At 63.1% G+C, this 25191-nt stretch carries 22 protein-coding genes and 2 tRNA genes; 14 read left to right on the top strand and 10 right to left on the bottom strand.

Translation table 11 applies throughout. The features are described from left to right. Together JKL45_RS06680 and xylB are read right to left on the bottom strand one after the other, a co-directional pair. The coding region (locus tag JKL45_RS06680; protein WP_246498340.1) for a PfkB family carbohydrate kinase at nt 1-383 on the bottom strand (383 nt) is incomplete at its 3' end. 113 nt (nt 384-496) lie between these two features. Beyond that, nucleotides 497-2089: a xylulokinase gene (gene xylB / locus JKL45_RS06675; RefSeq protein WP_201860323.1), complete on the bottom strand. Its 1593-nt coding sequence runs from the start codon at nt 2087-2089 to the stop codon at nt 497-499. Between the two features lie 69 nt (nt 2090-2158). On the opposite strand from xylB, the gene JKL45_RS06670 reads away from it, so the two are divergent. Together JKL45_RS06670 and JKL45_RS06665 are read left to right on the top strand one after the other, a co-directional pair. Continuing rightward, complete coding sequence (locus tag JKL45_RS06670; RefSeq protein WP_246498339.1) at nt 2159-2878, top strand: sigma-70 family RNA polymerase sigma factor; 720 nt, start codon at nt 2159-2161, stop codon at nt 2876-2878. Nucleotides 2879-3086: 208 nt separating this feature from the next. Beyond that, entirely contained in the window at nt 3087-3518 is a 432-nt protein-coding gene (locus JKL45_RS06665; RefSeq protein ID WP_201860322.1) for a hypothetical protein, read from the top strand. A 124-nt stretch (nt 3519-3642) separates the two neighbouring features. On the opposite strand, the gene JKL45_RS06660 is transcribed toward JKL45_RS06665, so the two are convergent. Continuing rightward, nucleotides 3643-4812 carry an RtcB family protein gene (locus tag JKL45_RS06660; protein WP_312896919.1) on the bottom strand — a complete coding sequence of 390 codons (1170 nt, stop codon included), beginning with the start codon at nt 4810-4812 and terminating at the stop codon, nt 3643-3645. A gap of 16 nt (nt 4813-4828) precedes the next feature. Next, entirely contained in the window at nt 4829-5122 is a 294-nt protein-coding gene (locus tag JKL45_RS06655) for a hypothetical protein (protein WP_201860320.1), read from the bottom strand. Between the two features lie 195 nt (nt 5123-5317). Here JKL45_RS06655 and JKL45_RS06650 point away from each other — a divergent pair, with 195 nt between their 5' ends. The 3 genes from JKL45_RS06650 to JKL45_RS06640 are packed head-to-tail and all read left to right on the top strand — an operon-like array spanning nt 5318 to nt 8124. Beyond that, complete coding sequence (locus tag JKL45_RS06650) at nt 5318-7027, top strand: ArnT family glycosyltransferase (protein WP_201860319.1); 1710 nt, start codon at nt 5318-5320, stop codon at nt 7025-7027. 7 nt (nt 7028-7034) lie between these two features. Then, entirely contained in the window at nt 7035-7769 is a 735-nt protein-coding gene (locus JKL45_RS06645) for a glycosyltransferase family 2 protein (RefSeq protein ID WP_201860318.1), read from the top strand. Between the two features lie 13 nt (nt 7770-7782). Further along, the gene (locus JKL45_RS06640) at nt 7783-8124 is read left to right on the top strand and encodes a lipid-A-disaccharide synthase N-terminal domain-containing protein (protein WP_201860317.1); all 342 of its coding nucleotides are present in this window, start codon (nt 7783-7785) and stop codon (nt 8122-8124) included. Nucleotides 8125-8168: 44 nt separating this feature from the next. On the opposite strand, the gene metC is transcribed toward JKL45_RS06640, so the two are convergent. Beyond that, the gene (gene metC, locus JKL45_RS06635) at nt 8169-9353 is read right to left on the bottom strand and encodes a cystathionine beta-lyase (protein WP_201860316.1); all 1185 of its coding nucleotides are present in this window, start codon (nt 9351-9353) and stop codon (nt 8169-8171) included. A gap of 229 nt (nt 9354-9582) precedes the next feature. Here metC and JKL45_RS06630 point away from each other — a divergent pair, with 229 nt between their 5' ends. From JKL45_RS06630 to JKL45_RS06615, 4 genes are all read left to right on the top strand, one after another. Next, nucleotides 9583-10602, top strand: coding sequence for an amino acid ABC transporter substrate-binding protein (locus JKL45_RS06630; RefSeq protein ID WP_201860315.1), 1020 nt, complete (start codon nt 9583-9585; stop codon nt 10600-10602). 126 nt (nt 10603-10728) lie between these two features. Further along, nucleotides 10729-11940, top strand: a complete 1212-nt coding sequence (locus tag JKL45_RS06625) for an amino acid ABC transporter permease (RefSeq protein ID WP_201860314.1) — start codon at nt 10729-10731, stop codon at nt 11938-11940. 8 nt (nt 11941-11948) lie between these two features. Then, complete coding sequence (locus JKL45_RS06620; RefSeq protein WP_201860313.1) at nt 11949-13268, top strand: amino acid ABC transporter permease; 1320 nt, start codon at nt 11949-11951, stop codon at nt 13266-13268. 78 nt (nt 13269-13346) lie between these two features. Beyond that, nucleotides 13347-14063, top strand: coding sequence for an amino acid ABC transporter ATP-binding protein (locus JKL45_RS06615; RefSeq protein WP_376771009.1), 717 nt, complete (start codon nt 13347-13349; stop codon nt 14061-14063). Between the two features lie 186 nt (nt 14064-14249). On the opposite strand, the gene sseA is transcribed toward JKL45_RS06615, so the two are convergent. The 4 genes from sseA to JKL45_RS06595 all read right to left on the bottom strand — a co-directional run bounded on the left by sseA (nt 14250) and on the right by JKL45_RS06595 (nt 17583). Continuing rightward, a complete protein-coding gene (sseA, locus tag JKL45_RS06610; RefSeq protein ID WP_201860311.1) occupies nt 14250-15107 on the bottom strand; it encodes a 3-mercaptopyruvate sulfurtransferase in 858 nt (285 codons plus the stop codon). 29 nt (nt 15108-15136) lie between these two features. After that, nucleotides 15137-15859 (bottom strand): alanyl-tRNA editing protein, encoded by a 723-nt coding sequence (locus tag JKL45_RS06605; protein ID WP_201860310.1) that lies wholly within the window; start codon nt 15857-15859, stop codon nt 15137-15139. A gap of 84 nt (nt 15860-15943) precedes the next feature. Beyond that, nucleotides 15944-17425, bottom strand: a complete 1482-nt coding sequence (locus JKL45_RS06600) for a cryptochrome/photolyase family protein (RefSeq protein WP_201860309.1) — start codon at nt 17423-17425, stop codon at nt 15944-15946. An 83-nt stretch (nt 17426-17508) separates the two neighbouring features. Next, nucleotides 17509-17583 (bottom strand) — tRNA-Asn (locus JKL45_RS06595). Nucleotides 17584-17794: 211 nt separating this feature from the next. Here JKL45_RS06595 and JKL45_RS06590 point away from each other — a divergent pair. From JKL45_RS06590 to JKL45_RS06570, 5 genes are all read left to right on the top strand, one after another. After that, a tRNA-Cys gene (locus JKL45_RS06590) sits at nt 17795-17868 on the top strand. A gap of 22 nt (nt 17869-17890) precedes the next feature. Next, nucleotides 17891-18553, top strand: a complete 663-nt coding sequence (locus JKL45_RS06585; RefSeq protein ID WP_201860308.1) for a protein-L-isoaspartate O-methyltransferase family protein — start codon at nt 17891-17893, stop codon at nt 18551-18553. Between the two features lie 190 nt (nt 18554-18743). Next, on the top strand, nt 18744-20156 hold the full coding sequence (locus JKL45_RS06580) for a TolC family outer membrane protein (protein ID WP_376771006.1): 1413 nt from the start codon (nt 18744-18746) through the stop codon (nt 20154-20156). Between the two features lie 120 nt (nt 20157-20276). Beyond that, nucleotides 20277-20861, top strand: a complete 585-nt coding sequence (locus JKL45_RS06575) for a DUF2497 domain-containing protein (RefSeq protein WP_376771005.1) — start codon at nt 20277-20279, stop codon at nt 20859-20861. Between the two features lie 91 nt (nt 20862-20952). Then, nucleotides 20953-23661, top strand: coding sequence for a valine--tRNA ligase (locus JKL45_RS06570; protein ID WP_201860306.1), 2709 nt, complete (start codon nt 20953-20955; stop codon nt 23659-23661). Between the two features lie 167 nt (nt 23662-23828). Here the strand turns inward: JKL45_RS06570 and JKL45_RS06565 are convergent, their stop codons facing one another. Next, the gene (locus JKL45_RS06565; RefSeq protein ID WP_201860305.1) at nt 23829-25175 is read right to left on the bottom strand and encodes an Nramp family divalent metal transporter; all 1347 of its coding nucleotides are present in this window, start codon (nt 25173-25175) and stop codon (nt 23829-23831) included. Nucleotides 25176-25191: the final 16 nt, after the last annotated feature.

The raw sequence follows: 25191 nt of genomic DNA, 5'->3' as shown, positions 1-25191 counted from the left end.
CCCGCCGCAATGGCGTTCACGTCTGCCGGCAGTTCGGCGGGCAGCGCCTCTGGGGTGAGGGCCCGGTCGGCGCTGTTCGGTGCATAGAAGGAGTATTGCGGCTGCCCGGATGAGCTGGTCGCCACGACACTCAGCGTCGTGACGTTCGGGAGGCGCTGGATGTAGGACGAACTCACACCTGACCCGGCGAGCTTCTCGGCCAGGAATGAACCGAAGGCATCTTCCGATAAGGCAGACAAGAAGGCTGCAGGACGACCTAGGCGCCCGAGCCCGATCGCGACATTGAACGGTGAGCCGCCAGCCACCGCCTCCGCTGGAAAGCCTTTTGTCGTGGCGGTGCCGATGAACAGATCAATCAGGGCTTCTCCGGCAACCAAGATCATAGAATGGCTCCTGATGCAGTCGTGGCAGCATCGAAATGAGGGGCGACTGTCATTTAAGCAGCATGGGGCGGCTGCAAATCCAAGAGGATTCGAGCGCCCGGCGGCCGGTATCCTCAAATCCGTTCATGGGCGGCACGCGCGAACTCCGGCTTCAGACTTCGGTACAGGCTTCGGAGGGCTTGAACGCGAGGCTCGTAGAGTTCGACGAGGCGCGGGTCCGGCGCGATGGTCTCAAGAACGGCTGGCGCGGTGCAAACGTCTTCCGGTGCTTCCCCTGTCACCGCCAGTCGTGCCAGCCGCGCCGCGCCGAAAGCCGGGCCCTTGTCGCTGCCCTGATGGCGGATGATGGGGATGTTCAGCACGCTGGCGAAGATCTTCGTCCAGAACCTGCTCTTTGAGCCTCCCCCGATGATACTGGCCTGCGTCAGGACTGTGCCTGCCTTCTCGAACGCCAGCTTCGCATCGGCGAAGCTGTAGGCGACACCTTCGAGAACCGCCTGCGCCAAGTCCGTCTGCTGTGTGTCGGGGGAAAGACCGAAGAACACACCGCGAGCATGAGGATCGTTGTGCGGCGTCCGCTCGCCGGCGAGATAGGGCAGGAAGAGAACATCGGACGGTCTGCGATAGGCCGCTTCCGTCTCGTGCAGCAACTCGCCGATATCCCGCTTCAGGAGATTGGCCGCCCAGGCAATGCAGCTTGCACCGTTCAGCATCGCGGCCATCTGAAACCAGCGATCGGGTACCGCATGGCAGAAGGAATGCACCAGGGCGTCGGGCGCCGGGCTGAAGGTCTCGGTGGTGACGAAAAGCTGGCCGGACGTTCCCAAGGAAATGAAAGCCGATCCATCCCGGATCGCACCTAGTCCGACAGCTCCGGCAGCCGCATCGCCCGCACCACCCGCTACCACGACATCGCTTCGCAGATTCCATCGACGGGCAATGGTGGGGCGGACAGTGCCTGAGGCTTGCGATCCCTCCACGAGACTTGCCATGTGATCGCGAGTCAGGCCCGTGGCGGCAAGCGCCTCGTCCGACCAATCCCGCTTGGCTTCATCCAGCCACCAGGTGCCCGCCGCGTCCGACATGTCCGTGACGATGGTGCCGGTGAGCTGGAGACGGATGTAGTCCTTCGGCAAAAGCACCTTGCGAACGGCGCGGAACGTCTCGGGTTCGTGCCGTGCCAGCCAGACGAGCTTCGGCGCCGTAAACCCGGGCATCGGGATGACACCCGCGGTGCGTGAGAGGCCCGGATGCTCGCTTCCAAGTTGCTGCGCCTCCCGGAACGACCGCCCGTCATTCCAGAGAATGGCCGGACGCAGCGGCCGGTTGGCCGCATCGAGCAGCACCGCCCCGTGCATCTGCCCCGACAGGCCGATGGCGCGCACGTCCCCGAGGGCTGCCGCGTCTTTGGCAAGAAGCTCATCGAGAGCGGTCTGAACGGCTTGCCACCAGCTTTCAGGATCCTGCTCCGACCAGAGCTCCTGCGGGCGGGAAATCGGCAGCGGAACATCCGCTTCCGCAATCGGCGCCTGTCCCTCATCGACAAGGATCGCCTTCACGGCCGATGTGCCGACATCGATCCCGAGATATTGAGGCACTTCGCGCTCCCTGATAGTCGCAGAACCAAGCCTCGGCCCATGGGACGAGCCTCTGGCCCAGCCGCCTCCATGGGGCACAGGGGCGGCAAAATCCAGAGGCTCGGCCATGAAAAAATCTCATGGTCGAAATGTCGCCAGGATATTTAAATGCCGCGGGCATGCCCCAAATATTGTCGCATGCCCGAGAAATCGAACAATCAGTCTCACCCGACCCATTCTGATGCGCCGTCCCCGGCGGCTGCGCTGAGCGCCAACGTCCGGCTGCATCTCGGAAAGCAGTTGCGGGCCCTTTACGGCGACCCCGCTGAAGACAAGCTGCCGCGCGACCTCGCGCGGCTGGTTGACCGCGTTGCCCAGGTTATCCGTGCACACACGGAGCCTGTGGACCAGGAATTCGTCAACGGCGTCATGGACGCCCTGCCGAACCTGCGCGCCTTCGCCCTCTCGCTGACCGGAAAGGTCGATCAGGCGGAGGATCTGGTGCAGGATACGGTGCTCAAGGCTCTGACCAAGCAGGACACCTTCGAATCCGGCACCAACCTCCAGGCCTGGCTCTTCACGATCTTGCGCAACGGCTTCTACTCGACCCACCGCAAGACCAGCCGCGAGGTCGAGGACGGGGACGGGACTCACGCCGCCAGCATGATCGCCATTCCCGATCAGGAGGACAAGCTCGCGCTCCAGGATCTCTCCTCGGCGCTCGAGAAGCTGCCTCAGGAACAGCGCGAGGCGATTATTCTCATCGGTGCCGAAGGGATGTCCTATGAGGATGCCGCCGAGGCGCTTGGCGTAAAGGTCGGAACCATCAAGAGCCGCGTGAACCGCGCCCGTAACCGCCTGGCCGAACTCATGGGTACGCCCAGAGCCGCCGATCACGACCACGCGGCGGCCGTCTAACAAACCATGGGCCCGATGCCATCAGGCGTCGGGCCTTTTCCATGGTCTCGCTATCCTGACCCCGCCTTACGTGTGACCTAGCACTGCCGCGGCAATTGCCCAAAATATCAGCGGCGCTCCACGGTCGTTCCTCGAACTTTTCCCTGTGCTCCAAGGTTGAGCTTGTAGCTGGGTGGCTTCGAATCGCTCTTCTGCCAAGGAGGGGAGCATGGAACACAGGCCTCTGTCCGAACTCTCTAGCGTCGCCGACCTCAAGATCCCTGAAGACGTCAAGGCTCCGGTTCTGTCGAAACGGGAACGCCTGGACCGCTGGATCGACCTCCTGGAGCGGGAGCCCGACCGGGAGCTCAAAACCCTCGACGAGATCGAATGGAAGCCCAAGGCCCAGCGCCTCGCCATACGGGCCGATGGATCCGCCCTTACGGTGGCCTATTCCGATCCCATCCTCAGGCAGGCCGGGCTGCGCAGCGACACGTTCGGGGATGCCGTCGATTTCTTCCAGATCTCCGAGCACGACGCCCATATCGTCCTGTGCTCATGTCATGGCGGTGAATCGATGAGCGCCGACGAAGCGGCCCGCCGGGTGCGCGGGATTCGGTCGCCGAGCCTCTGGGGACTTTATTTCGGCTGGTTCCGATAGGATTGCAGCTCTGGCTAGAGCATCGCGCGGACCCAGCGGGCCGCACGATGTGCCAGCATAAAACTTAAGCATCGGAATTGACCCCAAATGTGCAAATCCACTTTTGGGTCCGATGCTTTAAGGGTCAATCCTTGTAGGGATCGAACTCGCCGGGGCCAGCCATGGCGACGGCAAATGGCCGGAGAGTGTGCTCGATCTCGATCGTGCCCTGGTGATAGGCGAGCACGTCCTCAAGGCGGCGATAGACCATCGGGCTTTCGTCCACGTCGCCGCCGCGCAGCAGAATGCCCTTCTCGCGCAGCCACGCGTCCATCTCGTCACGGGTGAAGCGGGGAGGGCGAACCCACTGGCCCGCCTTGTTCTTCTTGCCCTTGGCGTCCATGCGGCCGAAGAGGCGGCCTGCGCCGTGTACGGTCGAGTAGAGACTGTCGGCGCTCTCCGGGCTCTCGACACCGTGCAGGATCACCGCGTTGTCTCCCATGGAGCCGCCAACGAAGCCGCGCTGGCCGGGGAAGGCCGGGGTTGCACCCTTGCGCACCACCCAGTAATCCCGGCCCTCATGGCTCTCCCGCCAGACGAAGTTGTGGTGGTTGTGGACCGAGTCGGTGATCTGCCCGCCGATGATCCGGCGCACGCGCTCCACCACCCACTCGCGGCCGGCATAGGCATAGAGACCGCCGAGCTTTACTCCGGCGAGGTAGCTTTGCCCCACCTCGCTGCTCTGGTGAACGAGGGCGGGGTCGACTTCCATGCCGTCCTTGGCGCCGACGAGACCTAAGTGCCTGGTGGTGATCTTGTGACCAAGGCCATGGGAGCCGAAATGCACCCCGATCCAGACGAAGCCCTCCTCATCCTCGAACAGGTCCACGTAATGATTGCCGGAGCCGACGGTCCCCAGCTGCTGCCGGGCCATTGTCTTGAGGTCCCGGGCCCCGGCCTCCTCCCAAAGGGGTGAATCGAACAAATCGTGATCGACCTTCACGGCGTTCGTCTGCCCGATTCCGAAGCTGATGGAGCGCCCGATATCCGAGAGGATACGGCCCGCCTGGGCTGCAATGTCCTCGTAGCGGGTGTCGAGCCGGACCGCCATGTTTCCGCAGGCGATGTCGAAGCCGACACCGCTGATGGAAATATGCTCCTCATAGGCCACGACCCCACCGATCGGGTGGGCATAGCCGAGATGCCCATCGGCGCAGAGCACGCCCTTGAAGGCGCTGCCTGCCTCCATGCAGCGGTCAAGCTGCCTGATGGTCTTCTCGTCATCCTCGCCATAGATCCGGGTCTTCGTCGGCACAGGTGTCTCCTTCAGCTCAAGGGCGATTGTTGTAGCGCTCGCGCAGGCGCTCGACCTCGCGCTGCAAGGCATCCAAGCCCCGCGCGATGTCACGGCCCATGTTCTCGACGACCCCCGTGCCGGCCGCCACGTCCGGGCAGTCGAGGGTCCCGTCCCGGCGGTGCCGGGGCGTGATGCCTCCCTGCGGGGTGAGCAGATAGGCGCAGCCGGTATCCTCGTCCCGCCAGACGACCGGCCGGTCGAGAGCCGTGGCCGGATGGGCCGGCAGCACCATAAGGGCGATGGCGCACCAGCGGGCAGACTTGTTCATGGCGACATCTCCTGGGTCGAGCCTGACTGTCCAGGCAATGTCCGCTCGCGTGCGCGTGTTCCGTGAACAGGGCAGGCCGCTACCTTCCGTCAATTTGACTTCCCGGCGGGATTGGGGGACATCACGCGGCTTGACGGCCCGCGCCCAAGGGAATCCCTTGCTGGTGCGTGGGCTTTCCCGCCCCCGGAGTGATTGATGGACGGTTCTGTCCCCCAGCAGCGGATGTCCTGGCGCCACTTCTCCGTGACCCAGGTGACAAGCGTCGTTGAGCGGAGCCATGCGCGGCTCTGCGCCGTGCTCGTGCTGCTGTCGCTCGCCTGCTTCCTGCCGGGCTTCACCTCGCTTCAGCCCATGGACCGGGATGAGCCGCGCTATGCCCAGGCCTCCAAGCAGATGCTGGAGACGGGCGACTTCGTCGACATCCGTTTCCAAGACGAGGCCCGGCACAAGAAGCCGGTGGGCATCTACTGGCTGCAGAGCGCCAGCGTCGCCATCGGCGAGGCTCTGGGCATACCGGAGGCCCGGACCACCATCGCGCTCTACCGGATCCCATCCTTATTCGGAGCTATTGCCACGGTCCTGCTGACCTATTGGGCAGCCCTGGCATTCTTCGGGAGGCGAGGGGCCTTCCTGACAGCCGCCCTGATGGCGACCTGCATCATCCTCATGGTCGAGGCGCGCCTCGCCAAGACGGATGCGATGCTGACTGCCTGCTCGGTGGCCGTGATGGGCGGCCTCGCCCGCGCCTATTTGAGCCGAGGGGCGGGCGTCCTGCCCCGGCGGGCTCTGCTGATCTTCTGGACCGGCTTTGCCTTAGGCATTCTGATCAAGGGTCCTCTCGTCCTCATGTTCGCCGGTCTCGCGGCTGCGGTTCTCTCCTACAAGGAGCGCTCCGCCCGCTGGCTGCTGACGCTGAGACCCGGGCTTGGCCTTCTCTTCACTCTTGCTATCGTGCTGCCGTGGTTCGTCGCCATCGCCATCAAGAGCGGCGGCGAGTTCTTCGCCGCCTCCGTCGGCAAGGACATGCTTGGCAAGGTTGGCACGGCCCAGAAGTATCATTGGGCTCCACCGGGCTTCTATCTGCTGTCCTTCTTCGCGACCTTCTGGCCCGGCGCTATCCTGGCCGCCATCGCGGTGCCCTTCGCCTGGATCCACCGTCGGGAAGAGCCGATAGCCTTCGCCCTCGCCTGGATCGTACCGTCCTGGATCGTCTTCGAGGCGGTTCCGACGAAGCTGCCGCATTATACGATGCCTCTGTTTCCCGCTGTGGCCATCATCACGGTAATGGCCATCGCCCGGCATTTCGTCGGTCCGCACCGACCGGCCGCGAAACTGGCAACGGTGCTGATCCCGTTCATTCCGGTTGGCCTTGCCGTCGGCCTTTCGGTGGTGGCTTGGTCCTTCGATGGGCTGCCGCCCTTCCGGGCGCTGCCGGCGCTCGTCGTGTCGTCGCTCCTGGCCCTCTGGGCTTGGTGGCTGTTCGTTAAGAAACGGATGGTGCCGACCCTTTGGGCCGGCTTCCTGTCCTCGGCCTTCCTCGCTGTTGGCGTGTTCGGTTTTGCTCAGCTCGACCTGCGGTCTCTGAAGATTTCGGATCGCCTCGCCGAGGTCGCCCGTAACGTGCCCTGCGGCAACCCGCAGGTCGCAACTCTCGGCTATCGCGAGCCCAGCCTGGTGTTTCTGACTGGCACGAATCTCGACATGCTCGACAGCGGAGCCGAGGCCTCCCGGTTCCTGCGCCAGGGCGGGTGCCGGGTCGTCTTTGTGGACAACCGCTTCGAGGGTGAGTTCCGGGCGGAGAACGAGCGTCTGCGGCAGAAGCCTGTGCTCTCGACCAGAGTTCAGGGATTCAATATCAACAGCGGAAAGCGGGTCGATATCGCGGCCTATGCGACCGGATTCTAAAGTACGGATGACCGACCTTCCCACAAGCCCGCGCATCAGCGTCGTGGTGCCCGTCAAGAACGAGGCGCTCAACATCCTCCCCCTGGTGGAGGAGATCGAACGCGCCTGCGCCGCGCTTGCACCCTTCGAGGTGATCTATGTGGACGACGGCTCGACCGACGACACCGGACAGAAGGTCCTGAGCGCTCGCACGACGCGGCCATGGCTGCGCCTCATGCGCCACGAGGCAAGCTGCGGCCAGAGCGCAGCCGTCCGGACCGGGGTTCATGCCGCCCGTGCGCCGGTGGTGATCACCCTGGACGGGGACGGGCAGAACGATCCGGCCTTCATCCCCCAGCTCGTCGCGGCTCTCGAGGATCCAGCGGTTGCATTGGTGGCCGGGCAGCGGGTCGGGCGCAAGGACGGCAGCTATAAGAAGTGGCAGTCCCGCATCGCCAACGGCGTCCGGGGACGCATTCTGAAAGACGGCACGCGCGATACGGGCTGCGGGCTCAAGGCCTTCCGGCGTGACGTCTACCTGCGCCTGCCATATTTCGACGCCCTGCACCGTTTCATGCCGGCGCTCATCAAGCGCGAAGGGTATCAGATCGCCCACGTTGACGTGGTCGACCGGCCCCGCCATGCGGGGCGCTCGAACTACGGGATGTTCGATCGCCTGTGGGTGGGCATCCTTGACTTGGCCGGGGTCTGGTGGTTGATCCGCCGCCGCCGCCGCGTTCCCGCTGCCCAAGAAATCGTCTGATGGAAACCGTCTGATGCTGATGCGCCTGTCCCACGACCTGGGGCTCTATTTCTACGACGTCCTCGTCGCCCGCTTCGATCTCTGGGCCGCCTTCGGGGTTCTGGCCCAGCTCGTCTTCGGCGCGCGCTTCATCGTCCAGTGGATCGCGAGCGAGAAGGCGGAGAAGAGCGTGATCCCGATGGGGTTCTGGTTCCTGTCCATCGCCGGCGGACTGATGACGATGGTCTACGGCTTTGCCCGACGCGACATCGTCATCATCCTACCCCAGACACTGTCGATCTTCATCTACATCCGCAACCTGATGCTGATCGCCAAGGACAAGCGGCGCAAGGTCGAGGCCGAAATGCCGACGTGACGGGTTCCACCGCGCCGGCATCTGCCATCCTCGACCTTTGACAATCAGTCCGTCTCGCGCAGGCGGGTAAAGCCCGCATCGAGATCCCGCTTCAGATCCTCCAGGTCTTCGAGCCCGATGTGGAAGCGAAGTGAGTGGCCGCCGGGCTCCCAACGGGTGGCCGTGCGGTAGCTGGCGCAGTTGAAGGGAATCACGAGGCTCTCGAACCCGCCCCAGGAATAGCCCATGCCGAAGAGGGCGAGGCCGTCGAGCATGGCGGCGAGCGCCCGGTCCGAGCAGGGCTTGAGGATGATCGAGAACAGGCCTGAAGAACCCTTGAAGTCCCGCTTCCAGATCTCGTGGCCATGATAGCTCTCGAGCGCCGGGTGGAGCACCCGTGCCACCTCGGGACGAGCTTCGAGCCAGCGGGCCATCTCCAGAGCTTGCTTCTCGTGCTCGCGCAGGCGCAGCGCCATGGTGCGCAGGCCCCTTAACCCAAGGAAAACGTCCTCGGGTCCCGGGCACATGGCGAAGGCATCATAGGCGTCGCGAAGGGCCTTGAAGCAGCGCTCGTTGGCCGAAACCAGGCCGAGCAGCAGGTCCGATCCGCCGCTGAGATATTTCGTGCCGGCCTCGATGGCGATGTCCACGCCGCGCTCATGGGGCGGGAAGAGCAGGGGGGTCGCCCAGGTGTTATCCATGAGGACCACGGCCCCATGACGGTGCGCCACCTCGGCGATGGCCGGGATGTCCTGCATCTCGAACGACTGCGATCCCGGAGCCTCCGTGAACACAGCCGTCGTGTTCGGACGGAGCAAAGCCTCGATTCCGGCGCCGATCAACGGGTCGTAATAGGTGGTTTCCACACCAAATTTTTTGAGGATGCCGTTGCAGAAATGCCGGGTCGGCAGATAGACCGAATCCGTCATCAGCAGATGGTCGCCGGCCTTGAGGCACGACATGAGGGCGACGGTGACAGCCGCGAGACCCGAGGGCGCCAGCACCGTACCTGCGGCCCCGGTCAGTTCGGTCCAGGCGATTTCGAGGGAATTGGTGGTCGGAGTCCCTTTCGTGCCATAGGAATACCGCCCGCGCCGGTGCAGCAGGTCGTCGGTGGTGGGGTAGAGGACTGTGGACCCGCGATAAATCGGCGTATTCACGAATCCGTGCTGCTCGAAGGGCTCCCGTCCGGCATGGACAAGGCGGGTGCGTTCCGAGACGTTTTCAGGCTTTGGGGGGAGTTTTGACATTGCTTCAAGGGCTTGCTGAGGGGGCCGTGATCTGAGACCGGGCAGCCTCTGCCGTCAAGTCAGCCACGAATTGCCTCCCATCAAGACTTGACCAGTGATCAATCATTGAATTTGATGGATTGCGATGCCGTCTCGACCGAGGCGGCGTGGAACGGTCTAACCGGGGCTCGGCTGGGGGGTACAACCAGGTCCGTCGAGTCATGTGGAACTATTGGGAGAACATATAAACATGAAAAAGGCTCTCGTATCGATTGCCTTCGGCCTGACGGCCAGCCTGTTCGCCACGGGCGCATCGGCCCAGGCAACGCTCAACAGCGTGAAGCAGAAGGGCTTCCTGACCTGCGGCTCGAACACGGGTCTTGCCGGTTTCGGCCAGCCGGACGCCCAGGGCGGCTGGACGGGCCTCGACGTCGATCTGTGCCGCGCCATCGCGGCCGCGATCTTCGACGATCCGACCAAGGTCCGCTACATTCCGCTCGCCGCCAAGGATCGCTTCACGGCGCTTCAGTCGGGTGAAGTGGACGTGCTGTCCCGCAACTCGACCGCGACCATGTCGCGCGACACGCAGCTCGGCCTCGATTTCCCGGTCATCAACTACTTCGACGGCCAGGGTTTCATGGTCCGCAAGAAGCTCGGCGTTTCCTCCGCCAAGGAGCTGAACGGCGCTTCGATCTGCACCCAGCAGGGCACCACGACCGAGCTGAACCTCGCCGACTACTTCCGTGCCAACAACATGAAGTACGAAGTGGTGGCCTTCGCGACCTCGGACGAGACCTTCAAGGCCTATGACGCCGGCCGCTGCGACGCGTTCACCACCGACGCCTCGGGCCTGTATGCCGAGCGTCTGCGCGCTTCGGCTCCGGACGATCATATCGTTCTGCCCGAAATCATCTCGAAGGAGCCGCTTGGCCCGGCAGTTCGCCACGGCGACAACAACTGGGGCGACATCGTCCGCTGGACCCACAACGCCATGCTGAACGCTGAAGAGCTCGGCGTGACCAAGGCCAATGTCGACCAGATGAAGACCTCCGACAACCCGGAGATCAAGCGCCTGCTCGGCACCGAGGGCAAGTTTGGTGAGGCCGTCGGCCTGACCAACGACTGGGCCGTTCGCATCATCAAGCACGTGGGCAACTACGGCGAGTCGTTCGAAAAGAACGTCGGCGAGGGCTCGCGCCTGAAGATCAAGCGCGGCCAGAACGCGCTCTGGACCAAGGGCGGCCTGCAATACGGCATCCCGGTTCGCTAAGCGATCCAAAACAGGGCGTCCGGATTTTCCGGGCGCCCTTCAAGAATACACCTGAACAAGAACAAAAAGCCGCTTGACCCGGGCACGAACAGGGGAGGTCGGCCCGGTATCGAGAGCCGCCAGAGGATGAACTCAGTGCAGACCGCTGTCAGTCAGACATCGCCCCCCAAGAAATCGGTTCTCTACGATCCCAAGGTTCGTGGAGCTTTTTATCAGGTCGTGCTCGTTATTGCGATCATCGCCCTGTTCTATGTGGCCGCGACGAACGCCATCGAGAACCTGCAGCGCGCCAAGATCGCTTCAGGCTTCGGCTTCCTCAACAACACGGCCGGCTTCGACATCAGCCAGACCCTGATTCAGTTCAGTGCTGCAGGCAGCACCTATGGCGACGCCTTCATCGTCGGGCTTCTGAACACGCTGATTGTCTCGGCCATCGGCGTCTTCTTCACGACCCTTCTTGGGTTCCTGGTCGGCATCGCCCGCCTGTCCAAGAACTGGATGGTGGCCAAGGTCGCCATGGTCTATGTGGAGGTGCTGCGCAACATCCCGCTGCTGGTCCAGTTGCTGTTCTGGTACATCGCCGTGCTCGGCACCCTGCCGCAGCCGCGCAACTCCCTTGAGATGGGCGCAGGATTCTACCTGAACTCCCGCGGCCTGTTCATGGCAAAGCCCCTCTGGGCGTCCAACATCGGAATCCTCGTCGGGGTTCTCGTTCTCGGCTTGATCGGCACCTTCATTTATCGCCGCTGGGCAAGGAAGCAGCAGGAACAGACCGGCCGGCAGTATCCTGTCGGCAAGGTGACGCTCGCTCTGGTCTTCGGCCTGCCGATCCTCACCTGGATCGTCCTGGCTCTGGTCGGCGCAAACCCCATCGGCTTCGAGCTGCCGCGCAAGGGCACCTTCAACCTGACCGGCGGCATGCAGATCCTGCCGGAATTCGTGGCGCTGCTTCTCGGCCTGGTCACCTATACGGCCGCCTTCATCGCTGAGGTCGTCCGTGCGGGCATACTCGCGGTGTCTAAGGGGCAATCTGAGGCTGCGGGCTCGCTTGGCCTCACGCCGGGCCAGACCCTGCGCCTCGTGGTGATCCCGCAGGCCATGCGCGTCATCATCCCGCCGCTGACGAGCCAGTATCTGAACCTGACGAAGAACTCGTCGCTTGCGGTCGCCATCGGCTACCCGGATCTCGTGCAGGTGTTCATGGGAACCGTGCTCAACCAGACGGGCCAGGCCATCGAGGTCGTGGTGATCACCATGGGCGTATACCTGACCATCAGCCTGCTGACATCGTTCTTCATGAACATCTACAACCGCCGTGTGGCGATCGTCGAACGGTAGGAGATCTTATGAGCACCGCCGTCGATATGCCCCATTTCGTCCGCGCCAGGCAGGTGGAGGCTCTGCCTCCTCCAAATCTGGCTCGTGGTCCCATCGCCTGGATTCGGGAGAATCTCTTTTCCGGCCCCTTCAACACGATCCTGACCCTGGTGGTGTTCTACCTCCTGTATGTCAGCGTCCCGCCGCTCATGAAGTTTCTCGTAATCGATGCGGTCTGGACCGGCACCGACCGTGCCGCCTGCCGCGCCGATTCGGGCGGCAGCGAGAGCGGCGCCTGCTGGGCCTTCATCTGGGACAAGATCAACTACTTCATCTACGGCTCCTACACGATCTCGCAACGCTGGCGGGTGAATATCTTCTTCATCCTCCTGGCCGTAGGCGTCGTGTGGCTCCTGTGGCTGAAGGCGCCGCGCCGGGATCTGGGAGCCGTCTATTTCTTCTGGGTGTTCCCAGTCGTCTCCTATGTCCTGCTGACGGGTGGCAACGAGAATTTCAGCGGCCGCTTCTGGCTCGGATTCGCCATCTTCGGCGCGCTGGTGATCGCGCTCTTCGCCTTCGTGGCTGCTCTGCTAAAGGCTTCGCTGCGCCCAGCCCTCATCCTGGGTGGTGGCATCGTGGCGGTGATCGGCATTACGCTGGCCCTGGTCGATCTCGATTTCGGTCTCGCGCATGTGCCTACATCACTGTGGGGCGGAATCCTCGTGACCCTGCTAGTCGCAACAGTGGGCATCGTGGTCTCGCTGCCCTTCGGCATCGTGCTGGCTCTTGGGCGCCGTTCGAAGCTGCCGATCGTGCGGATGGCCTCGGTGATTTTCATCGAGTTCGTGCGCGGCGTGCCGCTGATCACGGTTCTGATCATGGCCAATACCATGCTGCCGCTCTTCCTGCCGGGCGACATGACGGTGGACCGTCTACTGCGACCGCTTATTGGCACGGCGCTCTTCGCCTCTGCATACATGGCCGAGGTGGTGCGTGGCGGCCTCCAGGCCATGCCGAAGGGGCAGTATGAGGGTGCGATGTCGCTTGGCCTCAACTATCCGCAGATGATGTCCCTCATCATTCTGCCGCAGGCCCTGCGCATCGTGATTCCCGGAATCGTGAACACCTTCATCGGCCTGTTCAAGGACACCTCGCTGGTGGCCATCGTGGGCATCTTCGATCTGGTCAAGACCATCGAGGCATCCCGCATCGATCCGGCCTGGGCGGCGCCCACTATCGGTCTCACGGGCTATGCTTTTGCAGCCCTGTTCTACTTTGTCTTTTGCTTCGGCATGTCGCGATATTCCCTCGGAGTCGAGCGCCGCCTTGCGGCTGGTCAGAAACGGTAAACACTCATGGCAACGACAATGTCTGCTCAGCACATCCCCACGGCTACAATCGATCCGCAGGCTCAGCCTGCCATCGAGATGATCGACGTCCACAAGTGGTATGGCGAGTTCCACGTTCTGCGGGACATCAACCTGAACGTAAAGCGCGGCGAGCGCATCGTGATCTGCGGTCCCTCGGGTTCAGGCAAGTCCACGATGATCCGCTGCATCAACCGCCTGGAGGAGCATCAGAAGGGCCGCATCATCGTCGATGGCGTCGAGTTGCTGGACGACCTCAAGCGCATCGACGAGGTGCGCCGGGAGGTCGGCATGGTGTTCCAGCATTTCAACCTCTTCCCGCACCTGACCATCCTGGAGAACTGCACCCTCGCGCCGATCTGGGTGAAGAAGATGCCCCGGAAGGAGGCCGAGGAAGTGGCCATGCACTATCTGACCCGGGTCAAGATTCCGGAGCAGGCCAACAAATATCCGGGCCAGCTCTCCGGCGGCCAGCAGCAGCGCGTTGCCATTGCCCGCTCGCTCTGCATGAGCCCCAAGATCATGCTGTTCGACGAGCCGACCTCGGCGCTCGATCCCGAAATGGTCAAGGAGGTGCTCGACACCATGGTGGGGCTCGCCGACGAGGGCATGACCATGCTGTGCGTGACGCACGAAATGGGCTTTGCCCGTCAGGTGGCGGATCGGGTGATCTTCATGGATTACGGGCAGATCGTCGAGATGAACACACCCGACGAGTTCTTCAAGAACCCGCAGCACGAGCGCACAAGGCTCTTCCTGTCCCAGATCCTGCACTGAGGCAGAGCTGATAGAATACAAAAAGGCCCGAGATATCTCGGGCCTTTTTGTTTGGGTTGATTACCCATCCTAACGTCATGGCTGGGCTTGTCCTGGCTATCTCGGTCGGAAAAGCGTGGCGCCTCACTTCATCGAGATCACCGCCACAAGGCCGGTGATGGCATTGGGGTGAGTGTTCTGTGAGGATTATCCTCTCTTCGCTCCCGATCCTGTCGCGACGGGGAGATCCTCCCGTGCGCCCCATTCAGCCCAGGAACCATCATAGATCGCCTTGATCGGGTGGCCTGCGACCTCAAATGCCACGCTAAGGATGGCGGCCGAGACGCCGGAGCCGCAACTGGTGATCACCGGCTGACTGGGATCAATCCCGGCCTCGGCAATCGCCTTCTCAAGTCCATTCTTGTCCTTCAAGCGGCCGTTCTCGACGATCCGGTCAAAGGGCAGGTTGAGGCTGCCCGGGATATGACCCATGCGAAGGCCAGGACGCGGCTCGGGGGCCTCGCCCTGGAAGCGGTTGGCCGGTCGGGCATCGACCACCTGAGCTGTCTTCGATTGCAAGGATTGCTGCACGACCGCGGCATCCGCAACAACAGACGCGTTGAAAGCCGGTGTGAAGGTGCGAGGAGCACGGGGCTGTTCCGGCCCGGTCTCAATCGGACGTCCTTCAGCCTTCCAGGCGGGAAAGCCGCCGTCGAGGATCGAGACGTTGCGTGCGCCGAACGCCTGGAACGTCCAGCGGACACGCGGAGCCGAGAAAAGGCCCGCGCCGTCATAGACCACGATGGTCATGCTCTCGCTGATCCCCATCGCTCCGACAGCCTTTGCAAATGCCTCGGGCGAAGGCAGCATGTGGGGCAGGGAGGACGAGCTGTCCTTCACGGTGTCGATGTCGAACCGGACTGCGCCAGGGATGTGACCTGCGAGATACTCGGCCTGCGGATCACGGTTTTGCGTTGGCAGATACCAGGAGCCATCGACGACCACGAGGTTCGGGTCATTCAGGTGCTCTTGCAGCCAGGCAGTGGACACGAAGGGCTCGGACATAGGCCACTCCTTTTGAGCGTGTGAAAGCATTATTCAGCGAGGGACAGGCGAACGCGGCGGTTCTGCTTGCCCTTCTTCTCGATGTCGGTGATGACGACCGGGCCGATCTCTGACGTACGCCGCACATGCGTTCCGCCGCAGGGCTGAAGATCGATGCCCTCGATTTCCACCAGACGCACCCGCCCGGACCCGCGCGGCGGCTTCACCGACATGGTCTTCACGAGGCCGGGATTAGCATCGAGCTCCTCATCGGTGATCCAGCGCTCCGTGACCGGCGCATCGCGGGCGATGAGTGCGTTCAGCTGGTCCGTGATCGCTGTCTTGTCGAGGCCCGCATCCTGGATATCGAAATCGAGCCTTCCGTCACCATCGCCGATCGAGCCGCCGGTGACCGGATAGGGCAGCACGACGCTGAGGAGATGAAGCGCCGTGTGGACGCGCATGCGTTTAAGACGCCGCGGCCAGTCGAGCTGCACAGTGACGGTTTCGCCTTCGGCCAGCCGGGATGCCGCTTCCACTCCAACCAAGTGCGCCACCTGCGAACGGTCCGCGCCATAGACGGTGTTGGTGATCTCGATCCGGTCACCGGTGGCCGTCACGAGAGTACCCACATCGCCCGGCTGCCCGCCGCCCTGAGCGTAGAAGATCGTGCGGTCGAGAATGACCCCGCCCTCCGGCGTGGTCGCCACAACCCGCGCTTCGCAGGAGGTGGCATAGGCATCGTCGCGGAAAAGCAGTGCGGTGGCGGTCATGTGCGTCTCAACATATGGAAAAAGGCGAGGGGCGATGCTGACGGCAATGGCCCTGGTGGGTCAAGCCATTCCCTTCGTTGGATGTCAGACGGAGGGTTCCGATGACAAGCCCCGCAGGCTGCGAAAGGCCTCGAGGGCACGCTCGCGTGCGGGGCCATGGGGAACGACAGGTTCTGGATAGGTCTCACCGAGCGCCACGCCCGCTCCACGAAGCACACCGGGCGGAGCCTCCCAGGGCTTGTGGACGAAGGCTGGCGGCAGCCGCGAGAGCTCCGGCACATAGGTTCGGATGTAATCCCCCTCGGGATCGAACTTCTCGCCCTGGGTCACTGGATTGAAGATCCGGTGGAAGGGGGCCGAATCTGGACCGGAGCCCGCGATCCACTGCCAGCTGAAGGCGTTGTTGGCCGCATCCGCATCGACGAGCGTGTCCCAGAACCAGGCTTCCCCCTGACGCCAATCGGTCAGCAGGTGCTTCACCAGGAAAGAAGCCGTGATCATGCGCACCCGGTTGTGCATCCAGCCCGTCTGCCAGAGCTGGCGCATGCCGGCATCGACGATGGGATAGCCGGTGAGGCCTCTCTGCCAGGCTCTGAGAGCATGGCGATCCTCGTTCCAGGGAAAGTTCTCGAACCGGCTGCTGTGTGGCCTATCCGGAAGACGGGGATAGAAATGAAGCAGCTGGTGGGTGAAATCTCGCCAAGCGATCTCGCTTAGGAATTTCTCCGCATCCCGCTCCAGGCCGGGGTCATCGGCCACAGCTCTTAGAATCGAATGCCAAACCTGTCGCGGGCTGATCTCTCCGAAGCGCAGATGCGGCGACAGGCGCGACGTCCCCTCCTGCCCGGGCCGATCCCGCCCCTCGGCATAGCCCCTCAGTCCTGTGTCGATAAACCGGGATAGCCGGGCCTGAGCGGCATACTCGCCTGGCTGCCATTCCTGCCTGATGCCGCCAGCCCAATTAGGGGATGAGGGTTCGAGGTCGAGTTCCGTCAGCGAGACGGCCTGATCAAGAATCGACGGTGCCCAGACGCCGCCTGCCAATGATCGAGGGGCCGGAAGCGGAGGCTTGATGGACCGGGCGTTCACGGCCCGGAGGTATGGTGTAAAGACCTGGAAAGGCTTGCCGGCCCGGTTCGTAATCTCCCAGGGTTCGTGCAGGAGCCGGCCATTGAAACTGTGGGCTTTGATCCCGCGATCAGCCAAGCGTGCTTTGATGGCGCTGTCCACGGCAATCTCGGCCGCGCCATAACGCCGGTTCCAGTAGATGGCAGAGGCGCCGGTTGCCCGCACCACGCTCTCGACCACGGTGAGGGCGGGGCCTTTCAGGAGGAGAAGGCTGGAGCCGGCGCGCTCCAAAGCATCGCCGAGCGCCTTCAACGATCCATGGAGCCACCAGCGGGCTGCGCCTCCCAGCGGGCGGCTTCCCTCGGACGCGTCATCGAGCACATAGAAGCATAGAACCTGTGACCCGGCGGCTGCTGCGGCCGACAGGGCAGGGTTGTCACTCAGGCGATGATCGTCGCGGAACCAGACCAGAACCGGTGGGGGTGAATCGCTGCTCATGCGGGCACAATACAGCCGCGCTTGGAAGGCGCGACAGATGAGTGTGCAGATCGACAAGTTTTGATTGGGAAGTGAGGGGAGGTTGGCTCCGGCGGTAGGATTCGAACCTACGACCAACGGATTAACAGTCCGCTGCGCTACCGCTGCGCCACGCCGGAATAAGCCTACCCTCCAAAGAAGCTAATCTTTAGAGCTTCTTGAGCGCCGTGGTGTCTTCAAAGACCGTTCCCCGGCGAGGTGGGAGGCATATAGCACGGGTTTCAGGCGTTGCAACCCCCTTGTTGGCGTGCCGGAGTTCAAAAGGCCCTGTTGCTCTTTGAGGGGACGCTTGCTATGGAGCAGCCGTCGCGTTCGCGGCACGCCCCGGATGGCCTCGTGGCGGAGTGGTTACGCAGAGGACTGCAAATCCTTGCACCCCGGTTCGATTCCGGGCGAGGCCTCCAACAAATTCTAAAGGCACTGTCGATGGTCGATTTCGCTCAAGCGCGCCGTATCATGGTTGATGGCCAGCTGCGCACTTTCGATGTGAACGACATCTCTCTTCTCGACGCCATGGACACGGTGCCGCGCGAGCTTTTCGTGCTCCCAGGCCGTGAAGAGCTTGCCTATATCGACCAGGATGTTCTCGTCGGCGAGGGTGCCGAGCGGCGCTACATGCTCTCTCCGATGATCCTGGGACGACTGGTCCAGGCTATCGGGATCGAGGCTGGAGAACGCGTTCTCGATGTGGCCTGCGGACGGGGCTACGCCTCGGCTGTGTTCCACGAACTTGGAGCCCAGGTGACGGCGCTCGAAGCGGACGATGCCCTTGCCGGCGCTGCGAGGCAGAGCCTGAGCGCGGCCGGTGCAGGAAACGTCACTGTTGTGGCGGGGCCTCTGGAACAGGGCTACGCTGGCAATGCTCCCTACGACGCCATTCTGATCAACGGCGCTGTCGAGGTTCGCCCGGAGGCGCTGCTCCAGCAGCTTGCCGAAGGCGGACGTCTTGCCTGCGTGAAGGGTCGCGGGCGCGCAGCCCGTGCGACCCTCTATGTGCGCACAGGCGATGCCATCGGCGAGCGCACCCTGTTCGAGGCGGCCGCCCCTCTGCTCAGCACCTTTGTTCAGGCTCCGGGCTTCAGGTTCTAATCCTTTCGAAGATCTTAATTTCTAAGGCTCGCGGTGTCGCTTTTTTGCGCCACCCAGGCGCAAAAATGGAATTGGGCGCAGCGCGTTGTTGCCGACTCGATTCCGATGGGTATTGTTGCGCTTTGAGTCGGAACGATTTCTAAATGGCGTCGATGGCGGTCGACAGCCTTGGATCGCTAGGCAGGTGCGCGTGAACGAGAAGAATTCCAAGAAGACGTATCGCTTGCTCTTTGGGGCCATGACCTCGGTGCTCGTGCTGACGGGCGCCAGCGGGGTGTCGGCGGAGACCTTGGACAGTGCCTTGGCGCGCGCCTATGGCAACAATCCCGAAATCAACGCCCAGCGGGCTGGCGTTCGGGTCCGGGACGAGGACGTCGCGCAGGCGAAATCAGGCTATCGCCCCCGGATCAATGGGACGGCGGACATCGGCCGGACCTTCACGGAAGCTGATACGGGCAGGCCGAGCACCCCTTTCGGGGGCGGAAGCAGCATAAGCCGCTCGACCCCTCGCGGTTTCGGCGTTGAGATCAACCAGTCCATCTTCGACGGGTTTCAGACCAGCAACCGCGTTCGCGCGGCGGAGTCCGGTGTTCTCGGCTCGCGGGAACAACTGAACACGACCGAGCAGAACATCCTGCTCGATGCCGCGACAGCCTACATGGACGTCCTGCGGGATACGGCCATCCTGGACCTGCAGCGCAACAACGTCGAGGTCATCGACGAGCAGTTGCGGCAGACCCGCGACCGCTTCAATGTCGGTGAGGTGACCCGAACCGACGTCGCCCAGGCGGAAGCGCGCCTTGCAGCGTCCCGGTCCGAAGCGAGCTTGGCCGAAGCCAACCTGCGCAACAGCATCGCGGTGTATCGTCAAGTCGTCGGTGTCGAGCCGCAGCAGCTTGCGCCTGGTCGCCCCTTGGACAGACTGACGCCGCGCTCTGTCGACGCCGCAATAAAGGCCGCTTTGAATGAGCATCCGGCAATCAAGGCGCGTCAGCACGCCGTGGATGTGGCCGAACTGCAGGTGAAGGTGGCCCAGGGCGCCCTTGCGCCGCAATTGGGCGTCGCGGGATCAATCGACCAGCGCTACGACCGCCAGGCGGTTGGGGACAGTGCTCTGTCGGCCTCCGTCGTCGCGCGGCTGACGGTGCCGATCTATGAGGGCGGTCAGGTTTACTCCGCCACCCGTCAGGCCAAGGAAGAGGCCGGGCAACGTCGCCTTGAGGCCGATCTGGTGCGTGATCAGGTTCGGTCTCAGGTGAGTTCGTCCTGGGGGCGCCTGGAGGCAGCCCGCGCTCAGATCCAAGCCGCTCAGGCGCAGATCGATGCCGCTGAAACCGCACTCAGCGGCGTGCGCGAAGAGGCCCGTGTCGGCCAGCGCACGACTCTCGACGTGCTGAACGCTCAGCAGGAACTTCTCACCGCGCGCGTCAATCTCATCCAGGCCCAGCGCGACCGGGTGGTTGCCTCCTACAGCCTCGTCAACGCCATGGGGCGGCTGAACTCCCGCGCCCTCGCCCTGAAGGTCAATCACTACAGCCCGAAGGTCCATTACGATCAGGTCAAAGATCTTTGGATCGGTACATCGACGCCGGATGGTCGTTGATAAGTTTCGGGGCCAGAACCAAAAAGTTCTGGCCCCGCTTGTTTTCTTAATACTTCAGTAAAATACTTAACGAACATTCATGAGAATGTGATTCTTGAAGTTTTTGATTTGGATGCGGCTATGGGTTCATCGAGCCTGAAAGTTAACGATCCTTCGATGGAAGATATTTTGGCTTCCATCAGGCGGATCATCTCCGACGACCAGGAGGTTCCGCCACCCTCAGAGCCCCAGGAGCCGAGTTCCTCACCCCTGAAGAACGTGCTGGACATTGCGGAACTGCATGTGTCGCCCCTCGTCGGCACAAGCCCCAATGAACCGCTTCTGGGCCCGTGGAGCCGAGGGGATGCCGCTTTGGCCGATCTTATTTCCGAGGCAGGATCCGATTCCGACTGGAAGGGCTATGGCGCACCGCAGGAGCCGAAGCCCGAGCCGATTGTCGTGCCCGAGCCCGTCCTGAAGGCTGCGGCCAAGCCTGTCCCAGCGGTTGCCGATGTTCTCCTCTCCCGCGAGACCAGCGCCTCGGTGTCCGGCGCCTTTGATCGCCTGAGCGAGACGGTCAGGCCCGCGCAGCCTCAGACGGTCGAGGACCTGATGAAGGAGATGTTGAGGCCGATGCTGAAGACATGGCTCGACGACAATCTTCCTTCCCTGGTCGAGCGCCTGGTCCGAACCGAAATCGAACGGGTGACCCGCAGCCGGGGCTGAGATTTCAGCCCCTCTGTTGACTTCGGCCGGTCGGTCCGGTTTGTAGCCGTCTTGCTTGCGCGTTGTTCGCGCCAACAGGCCGGTACTTATCATGATGGACAAGACGTTCGATCCTTCCTCTGTCGAAGCACGCATTGCCACCCGCTGGGAGGAGGCCGAGGCCTTCAAGGCTGGCCGCGAGGATCGCAAGAACGCCGTACCCTACACGATTGTCATCCCGCCGCCGAACGTGACCGGCTCGCTCCATATGGGGCATGCTCTCAACAACACGATTCAGGATATCCTCTGTCGCTTCGAGCGGATGCGGGGCAAGGATGTGCTCTGGCAGCCCGGCATGGACCATGCCGGCATCGCCACCCAGATGGTGGTGGAGCGCAAGCTAGCCGAGCGCCAGATCCAGCGCCGCGACCTCGGCCGCGAAGAGTTCATCAACCGGGTCTGGGAGTGGAAGGAAGAGTCAGGCGGCACCATCGTGCGCCAGCTCAAGCGCCTCGGCGCCTCCTGCGACTGGTCGCGCGAGCGCTTCACCATGGACGAGGGCCTGTCCAAAGCCGTGCTCAAGGTCTTCGTCGACCTCTATAAGCAGGGCCTGATCTACAAGGACAAGCGCCTCGTGAACTGGGACCCCAAGTTCCAGACGGCGATCTCGGACCTTGAGGTCATGCAGGTCGAGGTGAAGGGCAATCTCTGGCACATCCGCTACGCCATCGACGGTATGCCGAACCGCTCGATCACCGTCGCGACCACGCGCCCCGAGACCATGCTGGGTGACGTGGCCGTGGCCGTGCACCCCGAGGATGAGCGCTATAAGGACCTGATCGGCCAGTACGTAATCCTGCCGCTGGTCGGACGCCGCATTCCGATCGTCGCCGACGAGTATTCCGACCCGGAGAAGGGCACAGGCGCGGTGAAGATCACGCCGGCTCACGACTTCAACGATTTCGAGGTCGGCAAGCGTCACAAGCTGCCGCTCATCAACATCTTCGGTACCGAGGCGCAGCTTGCGCTCTCCGGCAACGAAGATTTCCTCAATGGGCTCGCTCAGACGGACGAACTGAAGGCTGTTCTCGCCCTTGATGGATTGGATCGCTTTGAGGCGCGCAAGCGCATCATCGCCATGCTCGAAGAGCGCGAGATCCTCGTTCAGATCGAGCCGAATACCCACGTGGTGCCGCACGGCGACCGCTCGAACGTGGTGATCGAGCCCTACCTCACGGACCAATGGTACGTGAACGTGAAGCCGCTCGCTGACCGCGCGCTCGACGTGGTGCGCAAGGGCCAGACCAAGTTCGTGCCCGAGAACTGGGAAAAGACCTATTTCCAGTGGCTCGAGAACATCGAACCCTGGTGCGTCTCGCGCCAGCTCTGGTGGGGTCACCAGATCCCGGCCTGGTACGACGATCAGGGCAATGCCTACGTGGCCATGAGCGAAGAAGAGGCTCGGGCCGAGGCGCGTGCCAAACACGGGAAGGACGTCGATCTCAAGCGCGACGAGGACGTGCTCGACACCTGGTTCTCGTCTGCCCTGTGGCCGTTCTCGACCCTCGGCTGGCCGAACGATGCGCCGGAACTCAAGCGCTACTACCCGACCAACACCCTGGTGACGGGCTTCGACATCATCTTCTTCTGGGTCGCCCGCATGATGATGATGGGCCTGCACTTCATGGACGAAGTGCCTTTCGACACGGTCTACATCCACGCCCTCGTCCGCGACGAGAAGGGCGCCAAGATGTCGAAGTCCAAGGGCAACGTCATCGACCCGCTCGACGTGGTCGAGCAGTACGGTGCCGATGCCCTGCGCATGACGCTCGCCTCGATGGCAGCCCAAGGGCGCGACATCAAGCTCTCCGTGCAGCGCGTGGAGAACTATCGCAACTTCGCCACCAAGATCTGGAATGCGGCGCGCTTCGCCGAGATGAACGAGTGCCGGCGCGTCGAGGGCTTCGACCCAAAAGCCGTCAAGGAGACGCTCAACAAGTGGGCGCTCAGCGAGTGCGCCAAGGCGATCAACGAGGTGTCCGCGGGCATTCAGGCCTACAAGTTCAACGAAGCGGCGCTCTCGGCCTACCGTTTCGTCTGGAACGTGTTCTGCGACTGGACGCTCGAACTCGCCAAGCCGGTGCTGCAAGGCGCGGATTCACCTGCGAAGAATGAGACCCGCGCGACGATCGCGTTCATATTCGACGAGATCTGCAAGCTCCTGCACCCGTTCATGCCCTTCCTCACGGAAGAGCTGTGGGCGATCAAGGGCGAGGACGGCCCGCGTCGCGAGGCGATCCTGGCGTTGAGCCCATGGTCGAGCCTCGATCACCTCATCGACACGCAGGCCGAGGCCGAGATCGGCTGGGTGGTCGACCTCGTCAACGAGATCCGCTCCGCCCGCTCCGAGACGAACGTACCGGCAGGCGCGCAGATCCCGCTGGTTCTCGTGGCGCCTTCCGCCGACGTGCAGGCACGCGCCGGCCGCTGGGGCGATATCGTGAAGCGTCTCGCACGCATCTCCGACATCTCCTTCGCCGATGCCGCGCCGAAGAGCTCGATTCAGCTCCTCATCCGCGGCGAGACAGCGGCCCTGCCGCTGGAGGGCGTGATCGACCTTGATGCTGAGCGCGCACGTCTCGCCAAGGAGATCCAGAAGCTCGATGGAGAGGTCGGCAAGATCGACGCGAAGCTCGGCAACGCCGACTTCATCAAGCGCGCGCCGGAAGAGGTGGTCGAGGAGCAGCGCGAGCGCCGCGACGAGGCCCTGAGCCGCAAGGCGAAGATGGAAGAGGCGCTCGGGCGTTTGAAGGACGCATAGCAGCCACTGTCATTCCGGGGCCGCGTAGCGAGGCCCGGTACCCATAACCGCTAACCTAATAAAGCAAGGCGCTACGGTGATCGTAGCGCCTTTTTCGTCTGTGTCGTGTTTATGGATTCCCGGCCTCGGCTGTGACGAGCCGCCCCGGAATGACAGTGTGGCGCCTATTACCCCAGCACGAAATCCACCAGCAGCTTCACGTTCAGCACCACGATCACCACCGCGATGACGCCGGCAGAAGCGGTGAGCCAACGCGGGGTGACCAGCGCGCCCATCTTGGCTTTCGAGGCCGTCATGGTCACCAGCGGGATGATCGCGAAGGGGAGCTGGAGGCTTAGGATCACCTGGCTCAGGATCAGCAGTTTCGCCGTGCCGCCTTCGCCATAGGCAATGGTGACGGCCGCCGCCGGAATGATGGCGATGCCGCGCGTGATGAGGCGGCGCATCCAGGGCTCCATCCTGAAGTTGATGAAACCCTCCATGACGATCTGGCCCGCCATGGTGGCCGTCACGGTGGAGTTCAGCCCGCAGCACAGAAGCGACAGGCCGAACAGCATCGGGGCGATGGCGCTGCCGAGGATCGGCTGGAGCAGGGTGTGCGCCTCGCCGAGCTCGGCGATCTCGGTGCGCCCGGTTCCATGGAAGGCGGCGGCGGCCAAGATGAGCAGGGAGGCGTTGATAGTCAGCGCGAACATCAGCGCGATGGTGGAATCGAGCGTTGCAAACCGCAGGGCTTCACGCTTCTCGGGCAGCGTCTCCCCATAGGCGCGCGTCTGCACGATGCCGGAATGCAGGTAGAGGTTATGCGGCATCACCGTCGCACCGAGGATCCCGAGCGCGAGATAGAGCATATCCGGGTCAGTGACGATCTGGGTCGTCGGCGCGAACCCGGTGATCACGCCAGACCAGTCGGGATCCGCCATGGCGATCTGGATGCCGAAGCAGATCGCGATCACGCCGAGCAGGGTGATGATGAAGGCCTCGACCCAGCGGAAGCCGAGATTCTGCAGATAGAGAATCAGGAATACGTCGAGCGCCGTGATGATGACGCCGATCTCGAGCGGAATGCCGAAGAGCAGGTTGAGGCCGATGGCCGTGCCGATGACCTCGGCCAAATCCGTGGCGCAGATGGCGAGTTCGGCCAGTAGCCACAATCCCCAGGCGACCGGTCGGGGGTAAGCATCGCGGCAAGCCTGAGCGAGGTCACGGCCGGTGGCCACGGCGAGCCTTGCACAAAGCGACTGCAGGATGATCGCCATGATGTTGGAGATCAGTGCCACGGACAGCAGGGCGTAGCCATATTTCGACCCGCCCGCGAGGGAGGTCGCCCAGTTGCCCGGGTCCATGTAGCCCACGGCCACCAGGTAGCCCGGTCCGAGGAAGGCCGCCGCCCGCCGCCACGTCGAGCCCGGCCGCACGGCGATTGAGCGGTTGACCTCCGGCAGGGAGGCCAAGTCCGAAGAGTGCCGCCATGCGGCCTTCTGCACGAGGGAGACGGGGGCCGGCTGATCCATGATCACTTTCTGCAGT

This window comes from Microvirga soli, assembly GCF_016734765.1.
GTDB classification, from domain to species: domain Bacteria; phylum Pseudomonadota; class Alphaproteobacteria; order Rhizobiales; family Beijerinckiaceae; genus Microvirga; species Microvirga soli.
Note: the sequence above shows the minus strand (reverse complement) of the source record. Positions and strands in the feature narration are given on the sequence as shown.

Excerpts from the sequence above, each read along its gene's own strand:
- metC (WP_201860316.1), bottom strand. The coding sequence starts at position 9,353 with ATGTCAAAACTCCCCCCAAAGCCTGAAAACGTCTCGGAACGCACCCGC.
- JKL45_RS06575 (WP_376771005.1), top strand. The coding sequence starts at position 20,277 with ATGGGTTCATCGAGCCTGAAAGTTAACGATCCTTCGATGGAAGATATT.
- JKL45_RS06640 (WP_201860317.1), top strand. The coding sequence starts at position 7,783 with ATGCTGATGCGCCTGTCCCACGACCTGGGGCTCTATTTCTACGACGTC.
- JKL45_RS06625 (WP_201860314.1), top strand. The coding sequence starts at position 10,729 with ATGAACTCAGTGCAGACCGCTGTCAGTCAGACATCGCCCCCCAAGAAA.
- JKL45_RS06605 (WP_201860310.1), bottom strand. The coding sequence starts at position 15,859 with ATGACCGCCACCGCACTGCTTTTCCGCGACGATGCCTATGCCACCTCC.
- JKL45_RS06565 (WP_201860305.1), bottom strand. The coding sequence starts at position 25,175 with ATGGATCAGCCGGCCCCCGTCTCCCTCGTGCAGAAGGCCGCATGGCGG.
- JKL45_RS06650 (WP_201860319.1), top strand. The coding sequence starts at position 5,318 with ATGGACGGTTCTGTCCCCCAGCAGCGGATGTCCTGGCGCCACTTCTCC.
- JKL45_RS06620 (WP_201860313.1), top strand. The coding sequence starts at position 11,949 with ATGAGCACCGCCGTCGATATGCCCCATTTCGTCCGCGCCAGGCAGGTG.
- JKL45_RS06665 (WP_201860322.1), top strand. The coding sequence starts at position 3,087 with ATGGAACACAGGCCTCTGTCCGAACTCTCTAGCGTCGCCGACCTCAAG.
- JKL45_RS06585 (WP_201860308.1), top strand. The coding sequence starts at position 17,891 with ATGGTCGATTTCGCTCAAGCGCGCCGTATCATGGTTGATGGCCAGCTG.
- JKL45_RS06570 (WP_201860306.1), top strand. The coding sequence starts at position 20,953 with ATGATGGACAAGACGTTCGATCCTTCCTCTGTCGAAGCACGCATTGCC.
- JKL45_RS06655 (WP_201860320.1), bottom strand. The coding sequence starts at position 5,122 with ATGAACAAGTCTGCCCGCTGGTGCGCCATCGCCCTTATGGTGCTGCCG.
- JKL45_RS06670 (WP_246498339.1), top strand. The coding sequence starts at position 2,159 with ATGCCCGAGAAATCGAACAATCAGTCTCACCCGACCCATTCTGATGCG.
- sseA (WP_201860311.1), bottom strand. The coding sequence starts at position 15,107 with ATGTCCGAGCCCTTCGTGTCCACTGCCTGGCTGCAAGAGCACCTGAAT.
- JKL45_RS06645 (WP_201860318.1), top strand. The coding sequence starts at position 7,035 with ATGACCGACCTTCCCACAAGCCCGCGCATCAGCGTCGTGGTGCCCGTC.
- JKL45_RS06600 (WP_201860309.1), bottom strand. The coding sequence starts at position 17,425 with ATGAGCAGCGATTCACCCCCACCGGTTCTGGTCTGGTTCCGCGACGAT.
- JKL45_RS06630 (WP_201860315.1), top strand. The coding sequence starts at position 9,583 with ATGAAAAAGGCTCTCGTATCGATTGCCTTCGGCCTGACGGCCAGCCTG.
- xylB (WP_201860323.1), bottom strand. The coding sequence starts at position 2,089 with ATGGCCGAGCCTCTGGATTTTGCCGCCCCTGTGCCCCATGGAGGCGGC.
- JKL45_RS06615 (WP_376771009.1), top strand. The coding sequence starts at position 13,347 with ATGATCGACGTCCACAAGTGGTATGGCGAGTTCCACGTTCTGCGGGAC.